16 protein-coding genes are annotated in these 19,742 nt (G+C 71.4%); 11 read left to right on the top strand and 5 right to left on the bottom strand.

Going from position 1 to position 19,742, the window contains the following annotated elements:
* Positions 1–32: 32 nt before the first annotated feature.
* Positions 33–1,238, bottom strand: a complete 1,206-nt coding sequence (locus tag AB0G15_RS03740) for an MFS transporter (RefSeq protein ID WP_362680950.1) — start codon at positions 1,236–1,238, stop codon at positions 33–35.
* A 130-nt stretch (positions 1,239–1,368) separates the two neighbouring features.
* Here AB0G15_RS03740 and AB0G15_RS03735 point away from each other — a divergent pair, with 130 nt between their 5' ends.
* From AB0G15_RS03735 to AB0G15_RS03725, 3 genes are all read left to right on the top strand, one after another.
* Positions 1,369–1,722 carry a MerR family transcriptional regulator gene (locus tag AB0G15_RS03735; protein WP_362680948.1) on the top strand — a complete coding sequence of 118 codons (354 nt, stop codon included), beginning with the start codon at positions 1,369–1,371 and terminating at the stop codon, positions 1,720–1,722.
* 348 nt (positions 1,723–2,070) lie between these two features.
* Positions 2,071–2,637, top strand: coding sequence for a helix-turn-helix domain-containing protein (locus tag AB0G15_RS03730; protein ID WP_362680945.1), 567 nt, complete (start codon positions 2,071–2,073; stop codon positions 2,635–2,637).
* Between the two features lie 618 nt (positions 2,638–3,255).
* Complete coding sequence (locus AB0G15_RS03725; protein ID WP_362834997.1) at positions 3,256–3,987, top strand: hypothetical protein; 732 nt, start codon at positions 3,256–3,258, stop codon at positions 3,985–3,987.
* A gap of 258 nt (positions 3,988–4,245) precedes the next feature.
* Here the strand turns inward: AB0G15_RS03725 and AB0G15_RS03720 are convergent, their stop codons facing one another.
* On the bottom strand, positions 4,246–4,791 hold the full coding sequence (locus AB0G15_RS03720; protein ID WP_362834995.1) for a MarR family winged helix-turn-helix transcriptional regulator: 546 nt from the start codon (positions 4,789–4,791) through the stop codon (positions 4,246–4,248).
* Positions 4,792–4,965: 174 nt separating this feature from the next.
* Between AB0G15_RS03720 and AB0G15_RS03715 the strand changes: the two genes are divergently transcribed.
* The gene (locus AB0G15_RS03715) at positions 4,966–6,621 is read left to right on the top strand and encodes an LLM class flavin-dependent oxidoreductase (RefSeq protein ID WP_362834993.1); all 1,656 of its coding nucleotides are present in this window, start codon (positions 4,966–4,968) and stop codon (positions 6,619–6,621) included.
* A 71-nt stretch (positions 6,622–6,692) separates the two neighbouring features.
* Here AB0G15_RS03715 and cydB read toward each other — a convergent pair whose 3' ends face one another.
* Together cydB and AB0G15_RS03705 are read right to left on the bottom strand one after the other, a co-directional pair.
* Complete coding sequence (cydB, locus tag AB0G15_RS03710) at positions 6,693–7,643, bottom strand: cytochrome d ubiquinol oxidase subunit II (RefSeq protein ID WP_362834991.1); 951 nt, start codon at positions 7,641–7,643, stop codon at positions 6,693–6,695.
* Positions 7,644–7,654: 11 nt separating this feature from the next.
* Positions 7,655–9,145, bottom strand: a complete 1,491-nt coding sequence (locus AB0G15_RS03705; protein WP_362834989.1) for a cytochrome ubiquinol oxidase subunit I — start codon at positions 9,143–9,145, stop codon at positions 7,655–7,657.
* Positions 9,146–9,685: 540 nt separating this feature from the next.
* On the opposite strand from AB0G15_RS03705, the gene AB0G15_RS03700 reads away from it, so the two are divergent.
* Complete coding sequence (locus AB0G15_RS03700) at positions 9,686–10,207, top strand: hypothetical protein (protein ID WP_362834987.1); 522 nt, start codon at positions 9,686–9,688, stop codon at positions 10,205–10,207.
* 161 nt (positions 10,208–10,368) lie between these two features.
* On the opposite strand, the gene AB0G15_RS03695 is transcribed toward AB0G15_RS03700, so the two are convergent.
* A complete protein-coding gene (locus tag AB0G15_RS03695) occupies positions 10,369–11,244 on the bottom strand; it encodes a polysaccharide deacetylase family protein (protein ID WP_362834985.1) in 876 nt (291 codons plus the stop codon).
* Positions 11,245–11,602: 358 nt separating this feature from the next.
* Between AB0G15_RS03695 and AB0G15_RS03690 the strand changes: the two genes are divergently transcribed.
* From AB0G15_RS03690 to AB0G15_RS03665, 6 genes are all read left to right on the top strand, one after another.
* Positions 11,603–12,589 (top strand): acyl-CoA desaturase, encoded by a 987-nt coding sequence (locus tag AB0G15_RS03690; RefSeq protein ID WP_362835310.1) that lies wholly within the window; start codon positions 11,603–11,605, stop codon positions 12,587–12,589.
* A gap of 159 nt (positions 12,590–12,748) precedes the next feature.
* Complete coding sequence (locus tag AB0G15_RS03685; RefSeq protein ID WP_362834983.1) at positions 12,749–13,525, top strand: carbon monoxide dehydrogenase subunit G; 777 nt, start codon at positions 12,749–12,751, stop codon at positions 13,523–13,525.
* A gap of 240 nt (positions 13,526–13,765) precedes the next feature.
* Positions 13,766–16,555 carry a Na+/H+ antiporter subunit A gene (locus tag AB0G15_RS03680; protein ID WP_362834981.1) on the top strand — a complete coding sequence of 930 codons (2,790 nt, stop codon included), beginning with the start codon at positions 13,766–13,768 and terminating at the stop codon, positions 16,553–16,555.
* Entirely contained in the window at positions 16,552–17,373 is an 822-nt protein-coding gene (locus tag AB0G15_RS03675; protein ID WP_362834979.1) for a Na(+)/H(+) antiporter subunit C, read from the top strand. The genes AB0G15_RS03680 and AB0G15_RS03675 overlap by 4 nt, the downstream gene beginning before the upstream one ends.
* Positions 17,374–17,437: 64 nt before the next feature.
* Positions 17,438–19,081, top strand: a complete 1,644-nt coding sequence (locus tag AB0G15_RS03670; RefSeq protein ID WP_362834977.1) for a Na+/H+ antiporter subunit D — start codon at positions 17,438–17,440, stop codon at positions 19,079–19,081.
* Positions 19,078–19,638, top strand: coding sequence for a Na+/H+ antiporter subunit E (locus AB0G15_RS03665; RefSeq protein WP_362834975.1), 561 nt, complete (start codon positions 19,078–19,080; stop codon positions 19,636–19,638). The genes AB0G15_RS03670 and AB0G15_RS03665 overlap by 4 nt, the downstream gene beginning before the upstream one ends.
* Positions 19,639–19,742: the final 104 nt, after the last annotated feature.

Raw genomic sequence — 19,742 nt, 5'->3', positions numbered from 1 at the left:
CCGCTACGGAGATCGTGCGCACCGCTGTGGCGTCAGCCGGTTACGGGGCTGCGCCTGGGGAATGCGTGACCGCGCGCGAGGATGACGACGAGCACGATCGGTGCCAGGAGTACGACGGCCGCGATCATGAGAGATCCGGAGCCGAAACCGGCGAGGAGTACGCCGCCGACGAGCCCGCCGAGGCCGATGCCAAGATTCCAGGTGGTCACCATCGACGACTGTGCCGCGTCGGCGTGTTCACCTGCCGCTCGCATCAGTGCCGACTGAAGCAGGGTGGCCGCTCCGCCGAACGCGAGTCCCCAAGCCGCGACGGCGGCGTAGTCGGCCGCGGGGCTCGAGGCGAACGCGGCCAGTACCGCCGCGGCCGCGGCGAAGAGTGCGGTGCTGAGGACCACCAGGGTGCGGTGGTGGCGGTCGATGAGTACGCCGGTGAGCCAGATGCTGATGATCGAGGCGATGCCGAAGTCGAGGAGGATCCACTGGACCTGGTCCTCCAGTCCGACGTCGCCGAGGATTGGCGCGATGTAGGTGTAGAGGACGGTGTGCGCGAGCACGAAAGCGCCGGTGACCACGAGGACGGTGCGCAGGCCCCGCAGTCGCAGGATGCGACGGAAGGGGATCCTGTCCTCGACCTTCTGGCCGGGGAAGTTCGGCAGGGTCCGTACGGTCCAGATGATGAGCAGCCCGGTCAGGGCGGTGACGATGCCGAAGGTGAGCTGCCACCCGACGGCCTTGCCGAGGTACGCCCCGACGGGGACTCCGAGGGAGAGGGCCACGGGAGTGCCCGCCATGGCGAAAGCCATCGCCCGGCCCTTCAGCCTGGGGCCGACCAGACGTGCCGCGTAGCCACCGAGGAGGCTCCAGACGACGCCGGAGGAGGCGCCCGCGATGAACCGGGCTCCCATGGTCAGGGGGAAGCTGACGGAGACGGCGGTCACGAGGTTGGCTATCACGAAGCCCACGAGCGCGGCCAGGAACAGGTGGCGCCGTGGCCATGAGGCGGTGGCCAGCATGACGGGTATCGCCGTCAGGAGCGTGCCCGCCGCGTAGATGGTGACCGTCTGGCCGGCGACGGATTCCGAGACTCCGAGCGCGTGGCTCATCTGCGGCAGCACACCCGCCGGCAGCGCCTCGGTCTGGGTGGTGATCAGCCCGGCTGTGAAGAGGGCGATCAGGGGCGGGAGCGGCAGACGTTCCGCGGACGAGGTCCGTGCAACGTCCGTCTGGGTGGTGGTCACGACTGTTCCTTCACTGGTCAGAGCCTCGGAGAGAACTCCGGGTTCAGGTCGGGCCTCCGCGGTCGCGGCGACTCGACTAGGCTCCGACCTTGACATCAGTGAGAAGGCAAATTACGTCTCAGGAGATGTGGTGAGGATCAAGGAACTCTCCGAGCGGACCGGTGTTTCCGCTCGATTGCTGCGCTACTACGAGGAGCAGGGTCTCCTGAGTCCAGAGCGTGCGGAGAACGGTTACCGTGAGTACGACGAGTCCCACGAGGCGAGGGTCCGCCAGATTCGCAGCCTGCTGGATGCGGGCCTGACCACTGAGATCATCGGGACCGTGCTGCCCTGCCTGGCCGAGGCGGCGAACTCTCGGTATCCCGCCCCCGACTTCGTGAGCCGGGTCTGCCGGGAGCGCGAGCGCATGGCCGAGCGCCTGGCATGCCTGGCGAAGAACCTGAAGGCCATGGACGACTATCTGGACGCTCTCAACAAACGGTGACGCGCAGCCGCGTGGCGACGGCCGATGGCGAGCGCCTCGTAGGCGATGCGGGACGAGCGGGAGCCGGGGCGCCGTGTCCGACCGGTACAGGCGGCAGCGAACTCGTATCCGCGGGGCGAGCCGCGCCCGCGAGCCGGGCTCCCAAGGCGCTTCCGCGAGATCATCCACGCTATGGCCCTGCTCGACCGGCCGATCCGAACGCATCAACCCCTGGATCGGCAGGAGGACTGCGCCCATCGATCGCGACCGCAGCAGGGCGGCCATTCCTCCGAATGTGAGCCCCCGCGACCGCGGCGAAGCCGTCGCCGACGGTCCTCAATATTACCGAAAGTTCGGTAATATTGAGGGATGGCGCGTCTTCCCTCCATCGATCAGGCTCGGCTGCTCGACCTCCTCCTGCCCGTTTTCCGGGAGAAGGGCTTCGACGGGACCGTGATCGGCGACCTGTCGGCGGCCTCGGGCCTGCAGCGCGCGAGCCTCTACCACCGGTTCCCCGCCGGCAAGGAAGAGATCGCGGACGCGGTCCTCACCATGGTCGGCGAGCGCTTCCTGTGGATCCTCGAACCGATGCGAACGGACTCCGACGTCGCGCGAGGGATCGCCGAGACCGCACGCCGCCTGAGTGACTTCTACGGGGCGGGGGCGCTGTCGTGCGTTCTCGACACGATGACGCTGGCGGGGACTCCGGCGAAGGTCCGCGATCACGCTCGCTCGCTCGCCGTGACGTGGATCGACGCGATGGCCGAGGCCGCGCAGCGCGCCGGACGGCAGCCCGAAGACGCCCGAAGCGCCTCGAACGACGCGTTCCTGCGGATCGAGGGAGCGCTGGTGCTGGCACGGGTGCTGGGCGAGACGCGTGCTTTCACCGAAACCGTGGCCCTCCTGCCGAGCCTGCTGATGCCCGCGCAGAGCTAGAGCCAGGGCTCGACCGGCTCCTCGGCTCGCCGACGGCCGGCGGGGCTCGCTCCGCTCCGTGGCGTGGTCGTGGTCCCACGGGGAACCGCCGCCTCGCGAAGGGCGCGCCATCGGCCCCGCGACGAGTCCCGTCCCACTTCGGCCGATCCGCCAGGTCGCCGCACCGCGGTCACCGACCTGTCGGTTTGTTGAGGAGTGCGCCGCCGATCTGGGGACCTCGGTGCCACGTCGGCGGATCCGGTCCGCCGGAGGGCTGTGGGCGAAGGGTGTGGCGCGCATCACTCTCCATAATTACCGAACGTACGGTAAATTGAAGTTGTTCGTCTCGCTCGACCTGGAGGAGGGTCTTTCGTGAGCGGCAAGACCGCAGTCGTGGTGCTGTCCGACCCCTCGACCGGCACCGACGAAGCGCTGGGCCAGGTGTTCGACGCCCTCGCGGCGGCGTGTGTCTGCTGAACCGGCGTGTGAACGACCTCCTTCGCCGGCCCGTTCACGGTCCCTGACCAAGGAGTCGCCGTCACCGGGTCGGCGACGAGCGCGGCGGGATACCGATGAATCCACACCGTTCCAGCAGTCATCGCATCGAAGACCAGCCGACCTAGGATCGTCGACATGATCATGAATTCAGCAAAGAAAGCTGATATCAACTTCTATTTCGACCCCATCTGCCCGTTCGCGTGGATGACGAGCAAGTGGATCCGGATCATTCAGGCGCAGCGCGACTACACCGTCGACTGGCGATTCATCTCACTGCGGCTCATCAACTCGCACATCGACTACGACACCCACTTCCCCGAGGAGTACCACGACCAGCACAGCTCGGGCTTGCGACTGCTGCGGGTGGCTTCGGCTGCCAGGGAGAAGCATGGCCGCGAAGCGATCGGCCCGCTCTACGCGGCCTTCGGCGCGCGCATCATGGAGGCCGGACCCGACGAGGGCCGAGCCCCCGGCTGGCGAAGCACCCCCGGCCTCGTCGTCGGCGCCCTCGCCGAAGCCGGCCTGCCGGCCTCGCTCGTCGAGGCACTCGACGACACGACCCGCGACGTCGAGATCCAGGCCGAGTCCGACGAGGCGCTCTCGCTGACGGGCAGGGACGTCGGCACGCCGATCGTGCACTTCGAACCGCCCGAGGGCGTCGCCTTCTTCGGACCGGTGATCAGCCGACTGCCCGACGACGAGCAGGCGGGGGTGCTGTGGGATCACGTCATCGGCCTTGCCCGGTTCCCGGGCTTCGCCGAACTCAAGCGCAGCCTGCGCGAGCGTCCGCAGCTACCGTCATTCGGCGTCACGGTACAGGAGACCGGTAGGACCGAGGACTGGCACGCAGGAAGCCGCAGGCTCAAGAAGTAGCTCAGCCGGAGTGCTCCTTCGCCAGCCGGTCTGATGCAGCCGGCCCCAGACCCTGTGGGGACCGGATGGCGAAGCCGCGATGCACGGTCGACTTCGATGCTCCGAAACACGGTGGCGATGCCCACCACGCACAGCCGCTGAGCAGGATGTAGAGGATCGCGGCGATCACCACGGTGCCGGGCGGCGGTGAGGTCTCCTGCGAGGGCCTACGCACCGACCCGGTATCCGCGTTCGGCTGGGCGCGGCTCGTTCCGGTGTTCAGCCGCGGGCGGAGCGCCGGGGTTTAGGAGGAGCGCCGTCGGGGTCCAGCTCCTCGACGAGCCGGCAGGCGCTGTGCACCGGGTCCAGGGTGTTGGCCCGGACGGCCAGTTTCCGCAGTAGTTCCCGGAACACCGAGCGGTCGGCCGGGTCCAGCGGTGCCAGCACGTGCTCCTCGGCGTGTTCCAGCCGGGACTGCGTGTCGCTCCAGGTCGCCCTGCCCTGCTCGGTGGCGACGACGCGTTTGTTGCGCCGGTCGGCGGGGTCGGGGCGGCGCTCGACCAGGCCGGCCTTCTCCAGGTCGTCGAGCAGGTAGGTCATCACCGTCTTGTCGACGCCGAGGCGCTGTGCCAGCGCGCCCTGGCCGCCGGGCAGCCCCTCGACCGCGGCGACGAGCACCTGGTAGCCGCGCGGGCCACCGGGGAGGTGGCTGACCAGCGCGTTCGCGGTCCTGACGTAGGAGCGGAAGACCACTCCGAGCGTCCAGCCCAGGTCGGTGTCCAGGGCGTCCGGGGTCTCGGCGCCGGAACGTGGGGTTGCGGGCATGCCACGAGATTACCAGGATCAACGGTCAATAAGACCTTCTGTTTGACAATTCATCTGCTTTGCATACGATCTGTCGTGCCGCACCATCGCGGTGCCGCGCGTCCACGCGTCCGGGCAGCCGGACATCGGGGAGGACGCGTGCCACGCAGCCGAGATGACGCACCGAGGAGAGACATGGCCGACTACGGGCACGAGCTGCTGTTCGGGACCTTCCTGACCCCGATGGCCGACCAGGCCGAGAGGGTCGTCGCGCTCGCCCGGCTCACCGACCAGGCCGGTCTGGACCTGGTGACCGTGCAGGATCATCCGTACCAGGCGCGGTTCCTGGACACGTGGACGCTGCTGTCGGTCATCGCGGCCGTCACCTCGACGGTGCGGGTGTCGCCGAACGTGGCGAACCTGCCCCTGCGCCCGCCCGCGGTGCTCGCCCGCAGTGTGGCGACCCTGGACATCCTCAGCGGTGGCCGCGTCGAGCTCGGGCTCGGCGCGGGCGGTTTCCGGGACGCCATCGCCGCCATCGGCGGTCCCAGGCTGACCGCCGCCGAGGGGGTCGACGCGCTGGAGGAGGGCATCCAGGTCATCCGAGCCATATGGGCGGAAGGGGGCGGAACCGTGCGGGTGGACGGCCGCCACCACCGCGTCTGGGGCGCGCACCCCGGTCCGGCGCCCGCCCACGACGTCGGCATCTGGCTGGGGGCCTACAAGAAGCGCATGCTCGACATGACAGGGAGGCTCGCGGACGGCTGGCTGCCCACCCACGCCTACGCCGACCTGGACGCCCTTCCCGCCATGAACGCGATCATCGACGAGGCCGCTCTCGGCGCGGGGCGCTCCCCGGCCGACGTCCGGCGCCTGTACAACATCGCCGGCACCTTCACCGGTTCCGGCCGGGCCTTCCTCCAGGGGCCGGCGAGCGTCTGGGTCGAGCAGCTCGCCGAGCTCACCCTGGAGCAGGGGATGAGCGCCTACATCCTCGCGAGTGACGACCCCGACGACATCCGGCGTTTCGCCGCCGAGGTCGTCCCCGGCGTGCGCGAGCTCGTGGCCGCCGAGCGTGCCGCCTCGAGCGCGCCCGCCGCCGAGGACCGGTCCCGGCCGGCCGGGACGGGCACGCGGGCCGGTGACCGGGGCGCGTCACCGGCCACCGTCACCTCACCGGCCACCTCACCGGCCACCTCACCGGTCACCTCACCGGTCACCGTCGCGCCCGCCCGCGACGGAGGCGGGGCCCCCGCGCTGGGGTCCATGCCGACCCCGGACGACGGCACCCGGCTCACCGACGTCCGGGTCTGGGACGAGTCCACCCGTCCCACCGGCCCGGCCCCCGACCCGGCCCGCACCTACACCGCCAGGGAGCAGGCGGCCGGACACCACCTCGTCGAGGTTCACGACCAGCTCCGACAAGAGCTCGCCGAGGTCCGGCGGCTCGTCGAGGAGGTCACCACCGGGGCGATGGATCCCGGCGTGGCGCGCTCGCACATCAACACGATGACGATGCGCCAGAACAACTGGACGGCCGGGGTGTACTGCGAGTCCTACTGCCGGATCGTCACGACCCACCACACCATCGAGGACCAGAGTCTCTTTCCCCACCTGCGCCGCGCGGACCCCAGGCTGGTGCCCGTCGTCGACCGTCTGGAGCAGGAGCACCACGCCATCCACGAGGTCCTCGAGGGCGTCGACCGGGCGCTGGTCGCCTTCGTCTCGGAACCTGACGGTCACAAGGCCCTGTGGGCCGCCCTGGACCTGCTGACCGACGCGCTCCTGTCGCACCTGTCCTACGAGGAGAGGGAGCTCGTCGAGCCGATCGCCCGGCTCGGCGCGCACTGAGGCGTCCGGCCGAGGCGGCCGGTGCCGAGAGGTTCCGGTACGGAGGCGGCCGGTCGAGGCGGCCTGCGTTCTCAGGACACCTCGGCGACCAGGCGCCTGCGGAAGACCCAGTACGACCAGGCCTGGTAGCCGAGCACGAACGGCAGCGCGATCAGGCCGATCCAGGTCAGCACCCCCAGCGTGTACGGGCCCGAGGCAGCCTCGGCGACGGTGAGGCCGGGGAGCGGGGCGGGCCACAGGGCGCCGAACAGGGCGGCGGCGCCCAGCGCGATGGACGAGGCCGTGGCGGCGAACGCCCAGCCGTCCCGGCCGCGCCAGGTCAGCGCGACCCCGGCGGCCAGGGCGGCCATCGAGGCGAGCGCGCCCGCCCACAGCCACGGGCTGGTCGGCGCCGCCGACCAGGCGCCGACCGCCGTACCCGCGACGGGGATGTGCGACAGGGCCGCCACCGCGGCGGGCAGCGCCACCGCGGAGGCGAGCATCGCGGCGCGCCGGGCGCGGGAGCGCACCGGCCCGGTGGTCTTGAGCGCGACGAACACCGCCCCGTGCAGCACGCACACCGAGAGCGAGAACAGCCCGCCGACCAGGGCGGCCGTCGCGCTGTCCCGCAGCAGGTCGGCGAAGACGGCGCCCCACAGGAACGCGGGCAGGGCGCTGCCGACCAGCACGCCCAGGTCGCACCAGGCGCGGTCGGCGGCGTGCCGGACCTTGCCGCGCCACTCCAGGCCGACGCCGCGCACGATCAGCCCCACGAGGACCAGCACGATCGGCAGGTAGAACTCGCTGAGCATCCCGGCGTACCAGGCGGGGAAGGCGGCGAACATGGCGCCGACCGCGGTGATCAGCCAGACCTCGTTGCCGTCCCAGACCGGGCCGATCGTGCCCAGGACCTGCTTGCGTTCGGCCTCGTTCCTGGCCAGCGCCGGTGCCAGCATGCCCACGCCGAAGTCGAAGCCCTCCAGCACGAAGTAGCCGGTCCACAGGAACGCGATGACCGCGAACCAGAAGGTGGTGAGTTCCATCGTCGTCGCCTTCAGTACATGAGGGTCGGCTGGAGCCGGGCGTCCGCGCTCTCGTCGTCGCGGGAGGGCGGCGTACGGGGAGCGGCGGGGGCGACGGGCTCGGGGCCCGTCTTGACGTGGCGCGTGAGCAGTACCGCCTCGACCAGCGCGAGCGCGCCGTACAGCACCGTGAAGACCGCCAGAGAGACGGCCACCTCGGCCAGGCTGACGCCCGGCGAGACGCTCGCGGCCGTGAGCAGCTCGCCCTGGACGGTCCACGGCTGGCGGCCGATCTCGCTGAGCAGCCAGCCGGAGATCATCGCGATCGTCGGCAGCGGCAGCGCGAGCACGCAGATCCGGGCGAACCAGGCGGGGACCTCTCCCAGGACGCGGAGACCGTCGCGGCGCCTGCGGCGGGTCAGCCAGAGGCCGAGCACCGACAGGCCCACCGTGGACAGACCGAAGACGATCATCACGCGGAAGGACCAGAAGACCACCGGGAGGTTGGGCCGGTAGTCGCCGGGGCCGAACCGCTCCTCGTACCGCGCCTGCAGGTCCTCGGTGCCCTGGACCACCGCGTTCGGGTCGTCGGTGGCCAGGAAGCTGAGCAGCATGGGCACCTCCAGCCCGGGGACGGGGGAGAACGGCGCGCCGGCGGTGTCGTGCCGGAGCCCCTCGGCCGAGGCGAGCTTCATGGGCTGCTGCTCGTACAGCAGCTTGGCCGACATGTCGCCGCTGCCCGCGACCAGGGCCCCGGCGATCGCCGTCATCACCAGCGCGGCCCGCATCGGGGTCCGCCAGATGCTCACACCTCGCGGCGCCGGCGCGGTCCCGCCGGTGGCGTCGGCCGTGGCCTTGGCCGTGGCCGTGGCCGTGGAGGCGGTGGCGGAGGCGGTGCGGCGCTCGCGCAGGAGGTGGTAGCCGCAGACCGCCAGCACGAAGCCGCCCGCCACGACGAAGGCTCCCGCGATCACGTGGGGCACCTGGGCGAGCGCGGTGGAGTTGGTGAGCACCGCCCACAGGTCCGTCATCCTGGCCTTGCCGTCGACCACCTCGTACCCGACCGGGTGCTTCATCCAGGCGTTGGCGGCGAGGATGAAGTACGCCGACAGGTTGGACCCGATGACCGCGGCCCAGATCGTGGCCAGGTGGACGCGCCGGGGAAGCCTGTCCCAGCCGAAGATCCACAGGCCGATGAAGGTCGACTCCAGGAAGAACGCGAGCAGCGCCTCCAGCGCCAGCGGGGCGCCGAAGACGTCGCCCACGAAGATCGAGTACTCGCTCCAGTTCATGCCGAACTGGAACTCCTGCACGATGCCGGTCACCACGCCCATCGCGAAGTTGATCAGGAAGAGCTTCCCGAAGAACTTCGTGAGCCGCAGGTAGTGCTCCTTTCCCGTGCGGTACCACGCGGTCTGCAGCCCGGCCACGAAGACGCCGAGCCCGATCGTCAGGGGTACGAACAGGAAGTGGTACACGGTGGTCACCCCGAACTGCCACCGGGCCAGATCTAGCGCTTCCATCGTTCCTTCGTGTTCCCTTCGCGGGCCTGAAGCTCTACAGCTTGTAGTTCTACTTCTAGTAGTACTACGGCTTGTAGAGCTATGGGTGGGAGAGGCGCCGCGAGCTACTGCGATCTTCGTCACACGGTCCGCGGGGAGGCCGCACTTCTCCGTCGGACCGAGATCGTCTCCGCCGGCTCGCGGCGCCGGCTCTCCCGCGCGCCACCGGGGACCCCCTCCCCGATGTCCCCGCCCGAAGGGACGTCCGTCCCGTCGCGCCGGCGATCCCCGGGCCGCCTCCCCGGGGCGTGACTCCATGGTGGGCCGGGCGCCCCCCGCGAGGCGTCCGCCTCCGGGGTGATCTCCCGGTACGCCGGGCGGCGGATGCGCCGTCCCTCCGGTGACCGGGTTGTTCTCCATACGACCGGGTCAAGCCACTGCAAACGGCTCGCAAGCGCTCCGTAAGGAACGGTATGGGGGCCTGCAAGCACCTCCCCATACAAATGAGTCACTCCAGGGGGAAATCGGCAGAGGCCGGTTCGGGGAGGTAAAGGAGAAATCATGATCAAGAGACTTGCCACCGGCCTGCTGGCCACGGCCGCCCTCGGCGCGATCGCGCTCGCCGCGCCCGCCACCGCGCACGCCGCGACCACGGCGGCCCCGGCGGCGGCCACCGCCGCGACCGGCTCGTCCGGCTACGACTACAGCGAGAACTGGGGCCACTACTTCTCGTCCAACCACCGGGCCAAGAGCCGCGGCTGGATCGGCGTCGAGTGGGACGACCAGCAGAAGTGGAACCGGGTCGACGTCAAGGGCAAGCTGTACGACCTCGACCACCGCACGTACAAGCAGGGCGGCAAGTGCGCCTACGTGAAGTTCGCCGTCCACCACTTCGGCGACGGCGACAAGTGGTACGACGGCAAGTCCTACAAGTACTGCGGAGCCGGGGGCGCCAAGCACTTCGCCTTCAGCAGGCACAAGGTCGACAGCGTCCGCGTCAAGGTCTGCCAGATCGGCCTGCACAGCTCTTACCCCACCCGGTGCGGCGACTGGGAGTACCTCTACACCGCCGAGAGTGAGTGATCACATATATCCCCGGACGGCCCGTCCCCGCGCAGGGGGCGGGCCGTCCGGCTGTCCGGCCGGGGGCTTCCGCACCGGGGCGGACCGTCGCCCGGCCGCGGGACTTCCGTACAAGGGCGGGTCGCCGTCCGGCCGCGGGACCTCCGCCCGTCATGGCCGGGTCAGCGGGCCGCCGCCTTCAGGTACGCGTCGAGGTTGCCGATCTCGAAACCCCGGCGCTTGATCTTCGCGACGAGGATCCTGAAGTCGCGGGCGAGGTTCGGGCGGAAGTGCAGCAGCAGGATGTCGCCGGGGCGGAGCTTCTTGTCGGGCACCTGGTAGGCGATCTTCCCGCCCGGCTGCACGGTCGCGGTCCAGAGCAGGAGCGCGTCGATGCCGCAGGCCTTGGCGGCCCTGCGGGTCAGGGTGTTGTGGTTGCCGAACGGCGGGCGGAACAGCGTGGGCGCGGTGCCGGTGTGCCTGCGGATCAGCTTGGAGATGCCGCAGATCTCGGTTTTCTGCCCCTCGTAGCCGAGCGCCGGGAGGTTCGGGTGGGTCAGCGTGTGGTTCTCGATCGTCGCCCCCGCGTCGCGCAGGTCGCGCACGTACTTCCACTTGCCCGCGCCCAGGAACCTGCCGCCCTGGGCGGTCGGATCGGCCGCGCCCCTGGCCTCCACGGCGTCGCGGGTGACGAAGGCCGCCACCGGGATCCGCTGGTCGCGGACCTGTGCCACGAAGCCGGGATCCTGCTCCCAGCCGTCGTCGATGGTGAGGAAGACAACCTTCCGCCTGGTGGGAATGGAACTGATCACCGGAGGCAGGCCGTCGCCGGGGCGGGGGAACCGGCCCACCTCACCCGGCCTGGGCGTCACCCCGGGGGGCCCGGCCGGTCTCGCCGCCCGGTCGCCCGCGCCGGAGGGGGCCTTCGACGCGTGGGAGGCGCCCGGGCCGGGGGTGGCACCGGCCCTTCCGTCGTCGGGGCTCGTGGCGCACCCGGCGCTCACCGCCAGAGCCGTCGCCGCCGCCGTTCTGATCGTCCAGTATGTCCCCGATGCCATGGGCGACCATCCTGCCAGCAGCCGGGAGTCCGACACAGCGGTCCTGAAAGGAGTGACTCCGGCGGCTATCGCGTGATCATCCAGGAATCATGGCATCTGCCAGGGTAGGGCCAGCACTACCACAAGCTGGGGTGTGAGCGGGGGTTTGGGATTACGGCGGGCACGGAATCCTGGGATGGTCGTCTTGCTTGGCCGACGTCGATTCATGGCGCCACCGGCTGACGTGATCATGTCGAGTGATCCGGCCCATCTGAGGAGAACCGTGACCAACTCAACCGCGATCGATGACGTGGATCCTCCCGTCGTCCCCGAAAACGCCGCCCCCGGAGAAGGGGAGCGGGGCAGTGATTTCGCGCGCCTGTCGCGCCGGATCGCCCAGGCGGGACTGCTCGACCGGCGCCCGGGCTACTACGCCGCGCGGCTCGGCCTGGTCGCGGCGGCCTTCGTCGGTGGCTGGGCCGCCTTCTTCGCCCTCGGTGACTCGTGGTACCAGCTGCTGGTGGCGGTCTTCCTCGCGGTGGTGTTCGCCCAGATCGGGCTGGTCGCCCACGACCTGGCGCATCGCCAGGTCTTCCGCTCCCGCCGCTCCAGCGAGATCGCCGGGCTGGTGGCCGGAAACCTCGCCATCGGCATGAGTTACGGCTGGTGGATGGACAAGCACACCCGCCACCACGCCAACCCCAACCACGAGGACCACGACCCCGACGTCAACCCCGACTTCCTGCTCTGGTCGCGCGAGCAGGCCGCCGCGAGCAAGGGGCTGCCCAGGTTCGTGGGCCGCTGGCAGGCGTTCCTGTTCTTCCCGCTGCTCACCTTCGAGGGGTTCAACCTCCACGTGTCCAGCGTCCGGGCACTGACGCGCCCGGCGACGAAGCACCGGGCCGTGGAGGCGTCGCTGCTCGCCGTGCACGCCGTCCTGTACCTGGGCGCGCTGTTCGCGGTGCTGTCGCCCGGCAAGGCCGTGGTCTTCCTCCTCGTGCACCAGGCGATCTTCGGCGTCTACCTGGGCTGCACCTTCGCCCCCAACCACAAGGGCATGCCGATGCTCAGGGGCGAGGACAAGCTCGACTTCCTCCGGCGCCAGGTGCTGACCTCGCGTAACGTGCGCGGCAGCGTGTTCCTGGACGTCGTGCTCGGCGGGCTCAACTACCAGATCGAGCACCACCTCTTCCCGAGCATGCCGATGCCCAACCTGCGCCGCGCCCAGCCGATCGTCCGGGCGTACTGCGAGGAGCTGGGGGTCGACTACCTGGAGTCCGGGATCGTCAGCTCGTACGCGCAGGCGCTGCGTCACCTGCACGACGTGGGCGTGCCTCTGCGATCCGGAAGCCCCGTGTCCGGCTGATCCGTGATGTCCCGCCTGTCCCACGCCGGGCCGGGCCTCGCGTTCCGGGCATGCCGGAGTCCGGTTCGAGGCACTGAGGCAGCACTGACAAGGGCGGGTCCCGCCGGCGGGCAGATGTTGCTGTTATCCGCCCGCCCGGCGATTGCCTAGGGTGCTGGTGTGAAGCTCGCAGGCAGTGCCGTGCTCGGCATCGACAGAGATCGTGTGTGGTCAGCGCTCCAGAACCCGGCCGTGCTCGTACGCACGATCCCGGGCTGCGAGCGCCTGGAGGAGACGGGGCCGGCCACCTACCGGATGACCGTCACCGCGGGGGTGGCCTCCATCAAGGGCGTCTACCAGGGCGAGGTCGCCCTGTCGGAGCCCGAGGCGCCGGAACGGTTCGTGCTCAGGGCCCGAGGCCAGGGCGCCCCCGGCACCGTGGACGCCACCGTGGAGATCCGCCTCAGCGAGGTCGAGGGCGGCACCCGGATCGACTACGACGCCGAGGCCGTGATCGGCGGCATGATCGGCGGGGTCGGTCAGCGCATGCTGGGCTCCGTCGCGAGGAAGACCGCGGGGGAGTTCTTCTCCGCCGTGGAGAGCCACCTCGCCTCGGGGGAGATTCCCGCAGCCCCCGTTCCCGTTCCCGTTCCCGCTTCCGGTTCCGCGCCCGCTTCCGGTTCCGCCTCCGGAGCGCTCACCCGGATCGCGGCGGGCGGCGATCCGTCGCCCGCCGCGCCCTCGGCACCCGCCGTGTCCGCCGCGGTCGCCGAGCCGGGATCGCCGGTCGCGGCCGGCCAGGCCGGACCCGCGCACGTCTTCGAACGCCCGGCCAGGCAGCCCAGGCCCGGGGTCCCCGCCTGGTCGCTTCTCGCCGCGTTCGGGATGGGCGCGGGCGTCGCGCTCGGCAGCGCGGTGATCGGCTGGCTGCTCGGCCGCACCGGCGGGAGGCGGTGACGGCGTTCCCCGGCGTTCCCCGGCGTTCCTCGGTGTTCCTCGGTGTTCCTCGGTGTTCACCGGCGTTTCCCGGCGGGAAGCGGCGGGAGACGGTGACCGTGCCCGCCGGTTCGAGGAGCTGATCACGCCCAGGTGAAGAACCGGCGGGGTTCGGGTCAAGCGGCCCGCGTGCTTGACCGGTGAAACGTGTACCTCCCGGCATTTTGGGATACGTCGGCCACGACGGGTGCCCGGGGGGACATGGAGCCGCTGCTGATCCTGCACGCCGTGGCGGCGGTACTCGCCCCGGCACTGGTGCGCCGCTTCGGCCGGGACGCGTTCTTCCCGCTCGCCGTACCGCCCGCCTGCGGGCTCGCCTACACGGTCCGGATCGCCCTGGCCGGCGTCCCGGTCGAGTCGCACCATGACTGGGCACCCGCCCTCGGCCTGGGACTGTCCTTCCGCGCCGACGCGCCGGCCGTGCTGATGATGGCGCTGGTCACCGGCGTGGGCGCGCTGGTCGTGCTGTACTGCTCGCGCTACTTCGCCGCCACCGCCGAGGGGCTCGGCCGGTTCGCCGGGGTGCTCGTGGCCTTCGCCGGGGCGATGCTCGGCCTGGTGGTCGCCGACGACCTCCTGCTGCTGTACGTGTTCTGGGAGCTGACCACCGTCTTCTCCTACCTGCTGATCGGCCACGACCCCGCGAGCCGGGCCGGCCGCAGGGCCGCGATGGAGGCGCTGACCGTCACCACGTTCGGCGGGCTGGCGATGCTGGGCGGCATGGTCGTGCTCGGCGAGGCCGCGGGAACGTACCGCATCTCGCGGATCGTCGCGGACCCGCCGTCCGGCGGCCTGGTCCCGGTGGCGGTGGTGCTGATCCTGGTCGGCGCGCTGTCGAAGTCGGCGATCTTCCCGTTCAGCATGTGGCTGCCGGCCGCGATGGCCGCGCCGACGCCGGTCTCGGCCTACCTGCACGCCGCGGCGATGGTGAAGGCCGGGGTCTACCTGCTCGCCCGCCTGGGCCCGGCCTTCGGCGACCTCGCCGTGTGGCGCTGGACGGCCGTGCCGCTGGGCCTGCTCACCATGCTGCTCGGCGCCTGGCGGGCACTGCGCGAGTACGACCTCAAGAGGCTGCTCGCCTACGGCACGGTGAGCCAGCTGGGGTTTCTGACCGTGCTGTTCGGCGCGGCCACCCGCGACACCGCGATCGCCGGGGCCGGGATGCTGCTCGCGCACGCGCTGTTCAAGGCGTCCCTCTTCCTGGTCGTCGGTGTCGTCGACCGCTCCACGGGAACCCGTGACCTGCGCGAGCTGAGCGGCCTGCGGCGCGCGGCGCCGTGGTTGTCCGCGACCGCGGCGGGGGCCGCCGTCTCGATGGCGGGCATCCCGCCGTTCCTGGGATTCGTCGGCAAGGAGGCCGCCTTCGAGTCGCTGCTGACCGGGCGGCCCGCCGACACGGCGGTCCTCGCTGGAGTCGTCCTCGGCTCCGCGCTCACCGCCGGTTACAGCGCGCGTTTTCTGTGGGGCGCCTTCGGCGACAAGCCCGGCGGGGAGCCGGTGCCGGTGCGTCCCACCGGCGCCGCGACGTTCCTGCCGCCCGCGCTGCTGTCGGTGCTCGGGCTCGCCGCCGCCCCGCTCGCCGGGCGGTACGGCGAGGCGATGGAGGGCTACACCGGCACCTTCCCCGGCCCCGGCCACGGCACCCACCTCGCGCTGTGGAGCGGAGCCCCGGTGCCGCTGCTGCTGTCGGCCGCCGCGCTGGCGGGGGGCGCGCTCCTCTTCCTGGTCAGGGAACCGCTGGTGCGGCTGGGGGTGGCACTGCACATGATGGACTCCGGCCGGGCCTACTGGGCGCTGGTCCGCGGGCTGGGCCGCTTCTCCCTGCAGCTGACCGGCGTCGTCCAGCGCGGCTCGCTGCCCGACTACCTCATGATCGCGTTCGTGTCCCTGGCGGGGGTCGCGGCCTTCTCGCTGCTGTACGGGCCCTCGCCCGACCTGCGTCCGGACGTGGTGCTCTGGGAACGCGTCGAGCAGCCCGTCATCGGCGTGCTCCTCATGGCCACGGCCGCCGTCGTGCTCAGGGTGCGCTCGCACATCGTGCTGGTGCTGGTGGCGGGCCTGACCGGGTACGGCACGGCGCTGCTGTTCCTCGTCCACGGCTCGCCCGACCTGGCCCTGACCCAGTTTCTCGTCGAGACGCTGAGCCTGGTCGTGTTCGTGCTGGTGCTCCGCAGGCTTCCCCTCGGTCCCCGGGAGAACCGGCCCCGGGTGCCGTTCGCCGCGCGATTCGCCCTCGGCGTCGTGAGCGGCACGGTGATGGCCGGGGCGGGGATGCTCGCGATGAACGCGCGGCAGGCGACGCCGGTCGGCACGCTGATGGCCCCGGCCGCCGAGGAGGCCGGGGCCGCCAACATCGTCAGCGCGATCCTGGTCGACGTCAGGGCCTGGGACACCATGGGGGAGACCTCCGTGCTCGTCGTCCTCACCCTCGGCATGACCGGCCTGGTCTTCCTGAGCAGCCGGTCGTACGCGCTGCGGGTCCCGCAGGGCAGGACCGGCGACGACTCCCGGACGTACTGGCTGGCGGCCACCCTGCCGCCCGGGCAGCGGGCGGTCATCTTCGAGCTCGTGGCCAGGCTGACCTTCCACACGGTGATGGTGGTCTCGGTCTTCCTGCTGTTCACCGGGCACGGCGCGGTGGGCGGCGGGTTCGCCGGGGGCATGGTGGCCGGTCTCGCGCTGGTCATGCGCTATCTCGCCGGAGGCCGGTACGAGCTGGCCGCCGCCGCGCCGGTCACCGCCGGGGTACTGATCGGCCTGGGGCTCCTGCTGTGCACGGTCACCGCGTTCTGGGGGATGCTGGCCGGCGCCGGGCCGCTGGACATGCTCCCCGCCGACCTGCGCGTCCCGCTCGTCGGCGACCTTCACCTGTCGACCGTGCTGCTGTTCGAAGCCGGGGTCTACATCACGGTGATCGGCATGGTGCAGGACGTCCTGCGCAGCCTGGGCGCCGAGCTGGACCGGCGGATCGACGAGGGGGAGGACCGGTGACCGCCCCGCTGCTGCCTCTCCTGGTGGCCGGCACGCTCGTGGCGTGCGGGGTGACGCTGCTGCTGGAGAGGAGCCTGGTCCGGCTGCTGGCCGGTGTCATCCTGCTCACCAACGGGGTGAACCTGCTGATCCTCACCGCGAGCGGACCGCCGGGAAGGCCGCCGATCCTGGGCACGACCGCCCCGGAGCGAATGGCCGACCCGCTGCCGCAGGCCATGGTGCTCACCGCCATCGTCATCACGCTGGGTGTCACCGCCTTCCTGCTCGCCATGGTCCACCGGTCCTGGCAGCTCACCGGTGCCGACGAGGTGCAGGACGACACCGAGGACCGCCGGGTGCGGCTGCGGGCCAGGCGCGGCGAGCTCGGCCAGGACGTGCTCGAGCGCCAGGAGGCGTACCGGCGGCTGGTCAGGGAGCAGCGCGTCGAGCTCGCCCGCCTGAGGGAGGCCCGCCACGAGCGGGAGCGCAGGGAGGCCGCGGAACTGGAGCAGCGGATCCTCGACGTGAACGTCGACCTGGGCCGCTGGCTGCAGGAGCACAAGGACGAGGGCCTGTCCGCCGAACGGCTCGCCGAGCGGTTCGCCGAGGCGCGGCGCGCCGAGGACCTCTCCAAGGAGGAGCGGCAGGAACGCGTCCGGGAGATACGCGCCGAGTTCGCCCGCAGGGAGCGGGAGCAGATCGTGCGGGAGCGGCAGATCCGCAGGCGGCTCCACGCCCGCCGTCGCGACGCCCTCCGTCAGATGCGCGCCGCGATCCGCGCCGACCGGGCACGGCAGGCCAGGGCACAGGACGACACCGACCTGGAGGGGGAGGACTGATGCGGGATCGCGTCCCGCGCCGTGCGGGAGGGAGGTCCGTGAGGGGCCGGAGGAGGGGGTGCCGGTGGAGGCGCTGATCCCGGTGCCCGTGGTGCTGCCGCTGCTGGCCGCCGGGCTCAAGCTGGCCATCGGCCGCAAGCTGGTACGGCTCCAGGCGCTCATCAGCGTGGGCACGCTCGCGGTGGTACTGCTCGTTTCGCTGCTCCTGCTGCCGGCCGCCGACCGGCAGGGACCGCTGGTGGCCCACGCCGGAGGCTGGGGCGCGCCGATCGGCATCACACTCGTCGCCGACCGGCTCTCCACGCTGATGCTGGCGGTCTCCTCCGCGGTGACGCTCTGCGTGATGGTCTACTCGCTTGCGCAGTCCCGCGCCGACCAGGAGCACAGGGCCCCGCTGTCGATCTTCCATCCGGCGTATCTGATCATGGTCGCCGGAGTGTCGGACGCCTTCCTCTCGGGTGACCTGTTCAACCTCTTCGTCGGGTTCGAGATGCTGCTCAGCGGCTCCTACGTGCTGCTGACCTTCGGCGGGACAGAGGCCCGCATCCGGGCGGGCGCCACCTACACGGTGGTGGGGCTGGCGTCGTCGCTGCTGTTCCTCGTCGCGATCGCGGTCGCCTACGCCGCGACCGGCACCGTGTCGATGGCACAGCTGGCCGAGCGGTTCTCGGTGCTGCCCCAGCACATCAGGCTGCTGGTCGAGCTGACGCTCCTGCTGGTCTTCGTGGTCAAGGCCGCGATCTTCCCGATGTCGGCGTGGCTGCCCGACTCGTACCCGACCGCGCCCGCCCCCGCGACGGCGCTCTTCGCGGGGCTGCTCACCAAGGTCGGCATCTACTCGATCATCCGGCTGGAGGCGCTGCTGTTCCCCGGCGGCCCGGTGAGCGGCCTGCTGATGTGGGCGGCGCTGTTGACCATGCTGGTCGGGGTGTTCGGGGCGGTGGCGCAGACCGACATCAAGCGCATGCTCTCCTTCACCCTGGTCAGCCACATCGGCTACATGGTGTTCGGGGTCGCGCTGTTCACCGTCGCCGGCATGGCGGGCGCCATCTTCTACGTCGCCCACCACATCACCGTGCAGACCAGCCTGTTCCTGGTGACCGGCCTGATCGAGCGCCGTACCGGCACCACCTCCCTGAACCGGCTCGGCGGCCTGGCGGGGGCGGCTCCCGCGATCGCGGTGCTCTTCTTCGTGCCCGCGATGAACCTGGCGGGGATACCGCCGATGTCCGGCTTCCTGGGCAAGCTCGGGCTGATCCAGGCCGGGGTCGCGGACGGCCGTCCGATGGCCCTGGCCCTGGTCGCGGGAGGGCTGCTGACCAGCCTGCTCACCCTGTACGCGGTGGCCACGACCTGGAACAGGGCCTTCTGGGGGACATCGGCCGCGCCGGCCCCGGAAACGACCGCGGAGGGGGGAGCCGCGCGGGAGGGCGGGGAGGGCGAGCCCGGCGCGGCCGGCACGGAAAAGACAGGAGAGGCGGGAGACGATGGGGGCGGCGCGGGGAACACCGGGGGGATCACCGGTAAGGCCGTCGTCACCGCCGTCACCATGCCGGCGCCGATGCTCGCCGCCACGGCGGCGCTGGTGGTGCTGGCCCTGTCGTACACCGTGCTGGCCGGGCCGCTGTCCGCCCTGGCCGAGCGGGCCGCGGGCGAGCTGCTGGCTCGCGAGCCGTACGTCTCCGCGGTGCTCGGCGGTGAGCGGTGAGGGGGCCGGGCCCGACGATCCCGGTGCCCCGGGTGCTGGGCAGGCCCGTGCCGCTGCCGCTGGTGGCCTGGCTCACCGCGGTCTGGCTGTTGCTCTGGGGGGACCTCAGCGTGGGCAACGTGCTCGGCGGCCTGCTGGCCGCGCTGGCCGCCGTGTGGTTGCTGCCGCTGCCGGTCGAGGATTCCGGGATCCGGCTCCACCCCGTCGGGATCCTCCTGTTCGTCGTCCGCCTCGCGGGGGACCTGGTGGCCTCCAGCTTCCGGGTCGCCTTCTGGGCGCTGCGCCCGGGCGCGCCGCCCCCGGTCCAGATCGTCGAGGTCAGGCTGCACTCCTCGTCGGAGACGGTGGCCGTGCTGATGACGGTGGCGCTGTCGGCGCTGCCGGGCAGCCTGGTGCTGGAGGCGAACGTCCGGCGGAGGCTGCTGGTGCTCCACGTACTCGGCATCCCGGGTGACGCGCCGACCGTCACCCGGGTCACCCGCGAGGACGTGGCGCGGCTGGAGAGCCGCATCGTGGCCGCCTTCGGCACCCGCGCCGACCGGGAGGAGCTGCGATGACGGCGACGTGCCGGGAGGGGCGTGACGGCCGTGACGCGTCCGGGGAACCGGGATGACGGGGACGCGCACGGGGAGCGATGACGGGACATACGGATGACGGGGAC

It is taken from the genome of Streptosporangium sp. NPDC023825, assembly GCF_040639575.1.
Taxonomy (GTDB): Bacteria; Actinomycetota; Actinomycetes; order Streptosporangiales; family Streptosporangiaceae; genus Streptosporangium.
The sequence above is the reverse complement of the archived record's forward strand: the minus strand, read 5'-3'. Positions and strand labels throughout refer to the sequence as shown.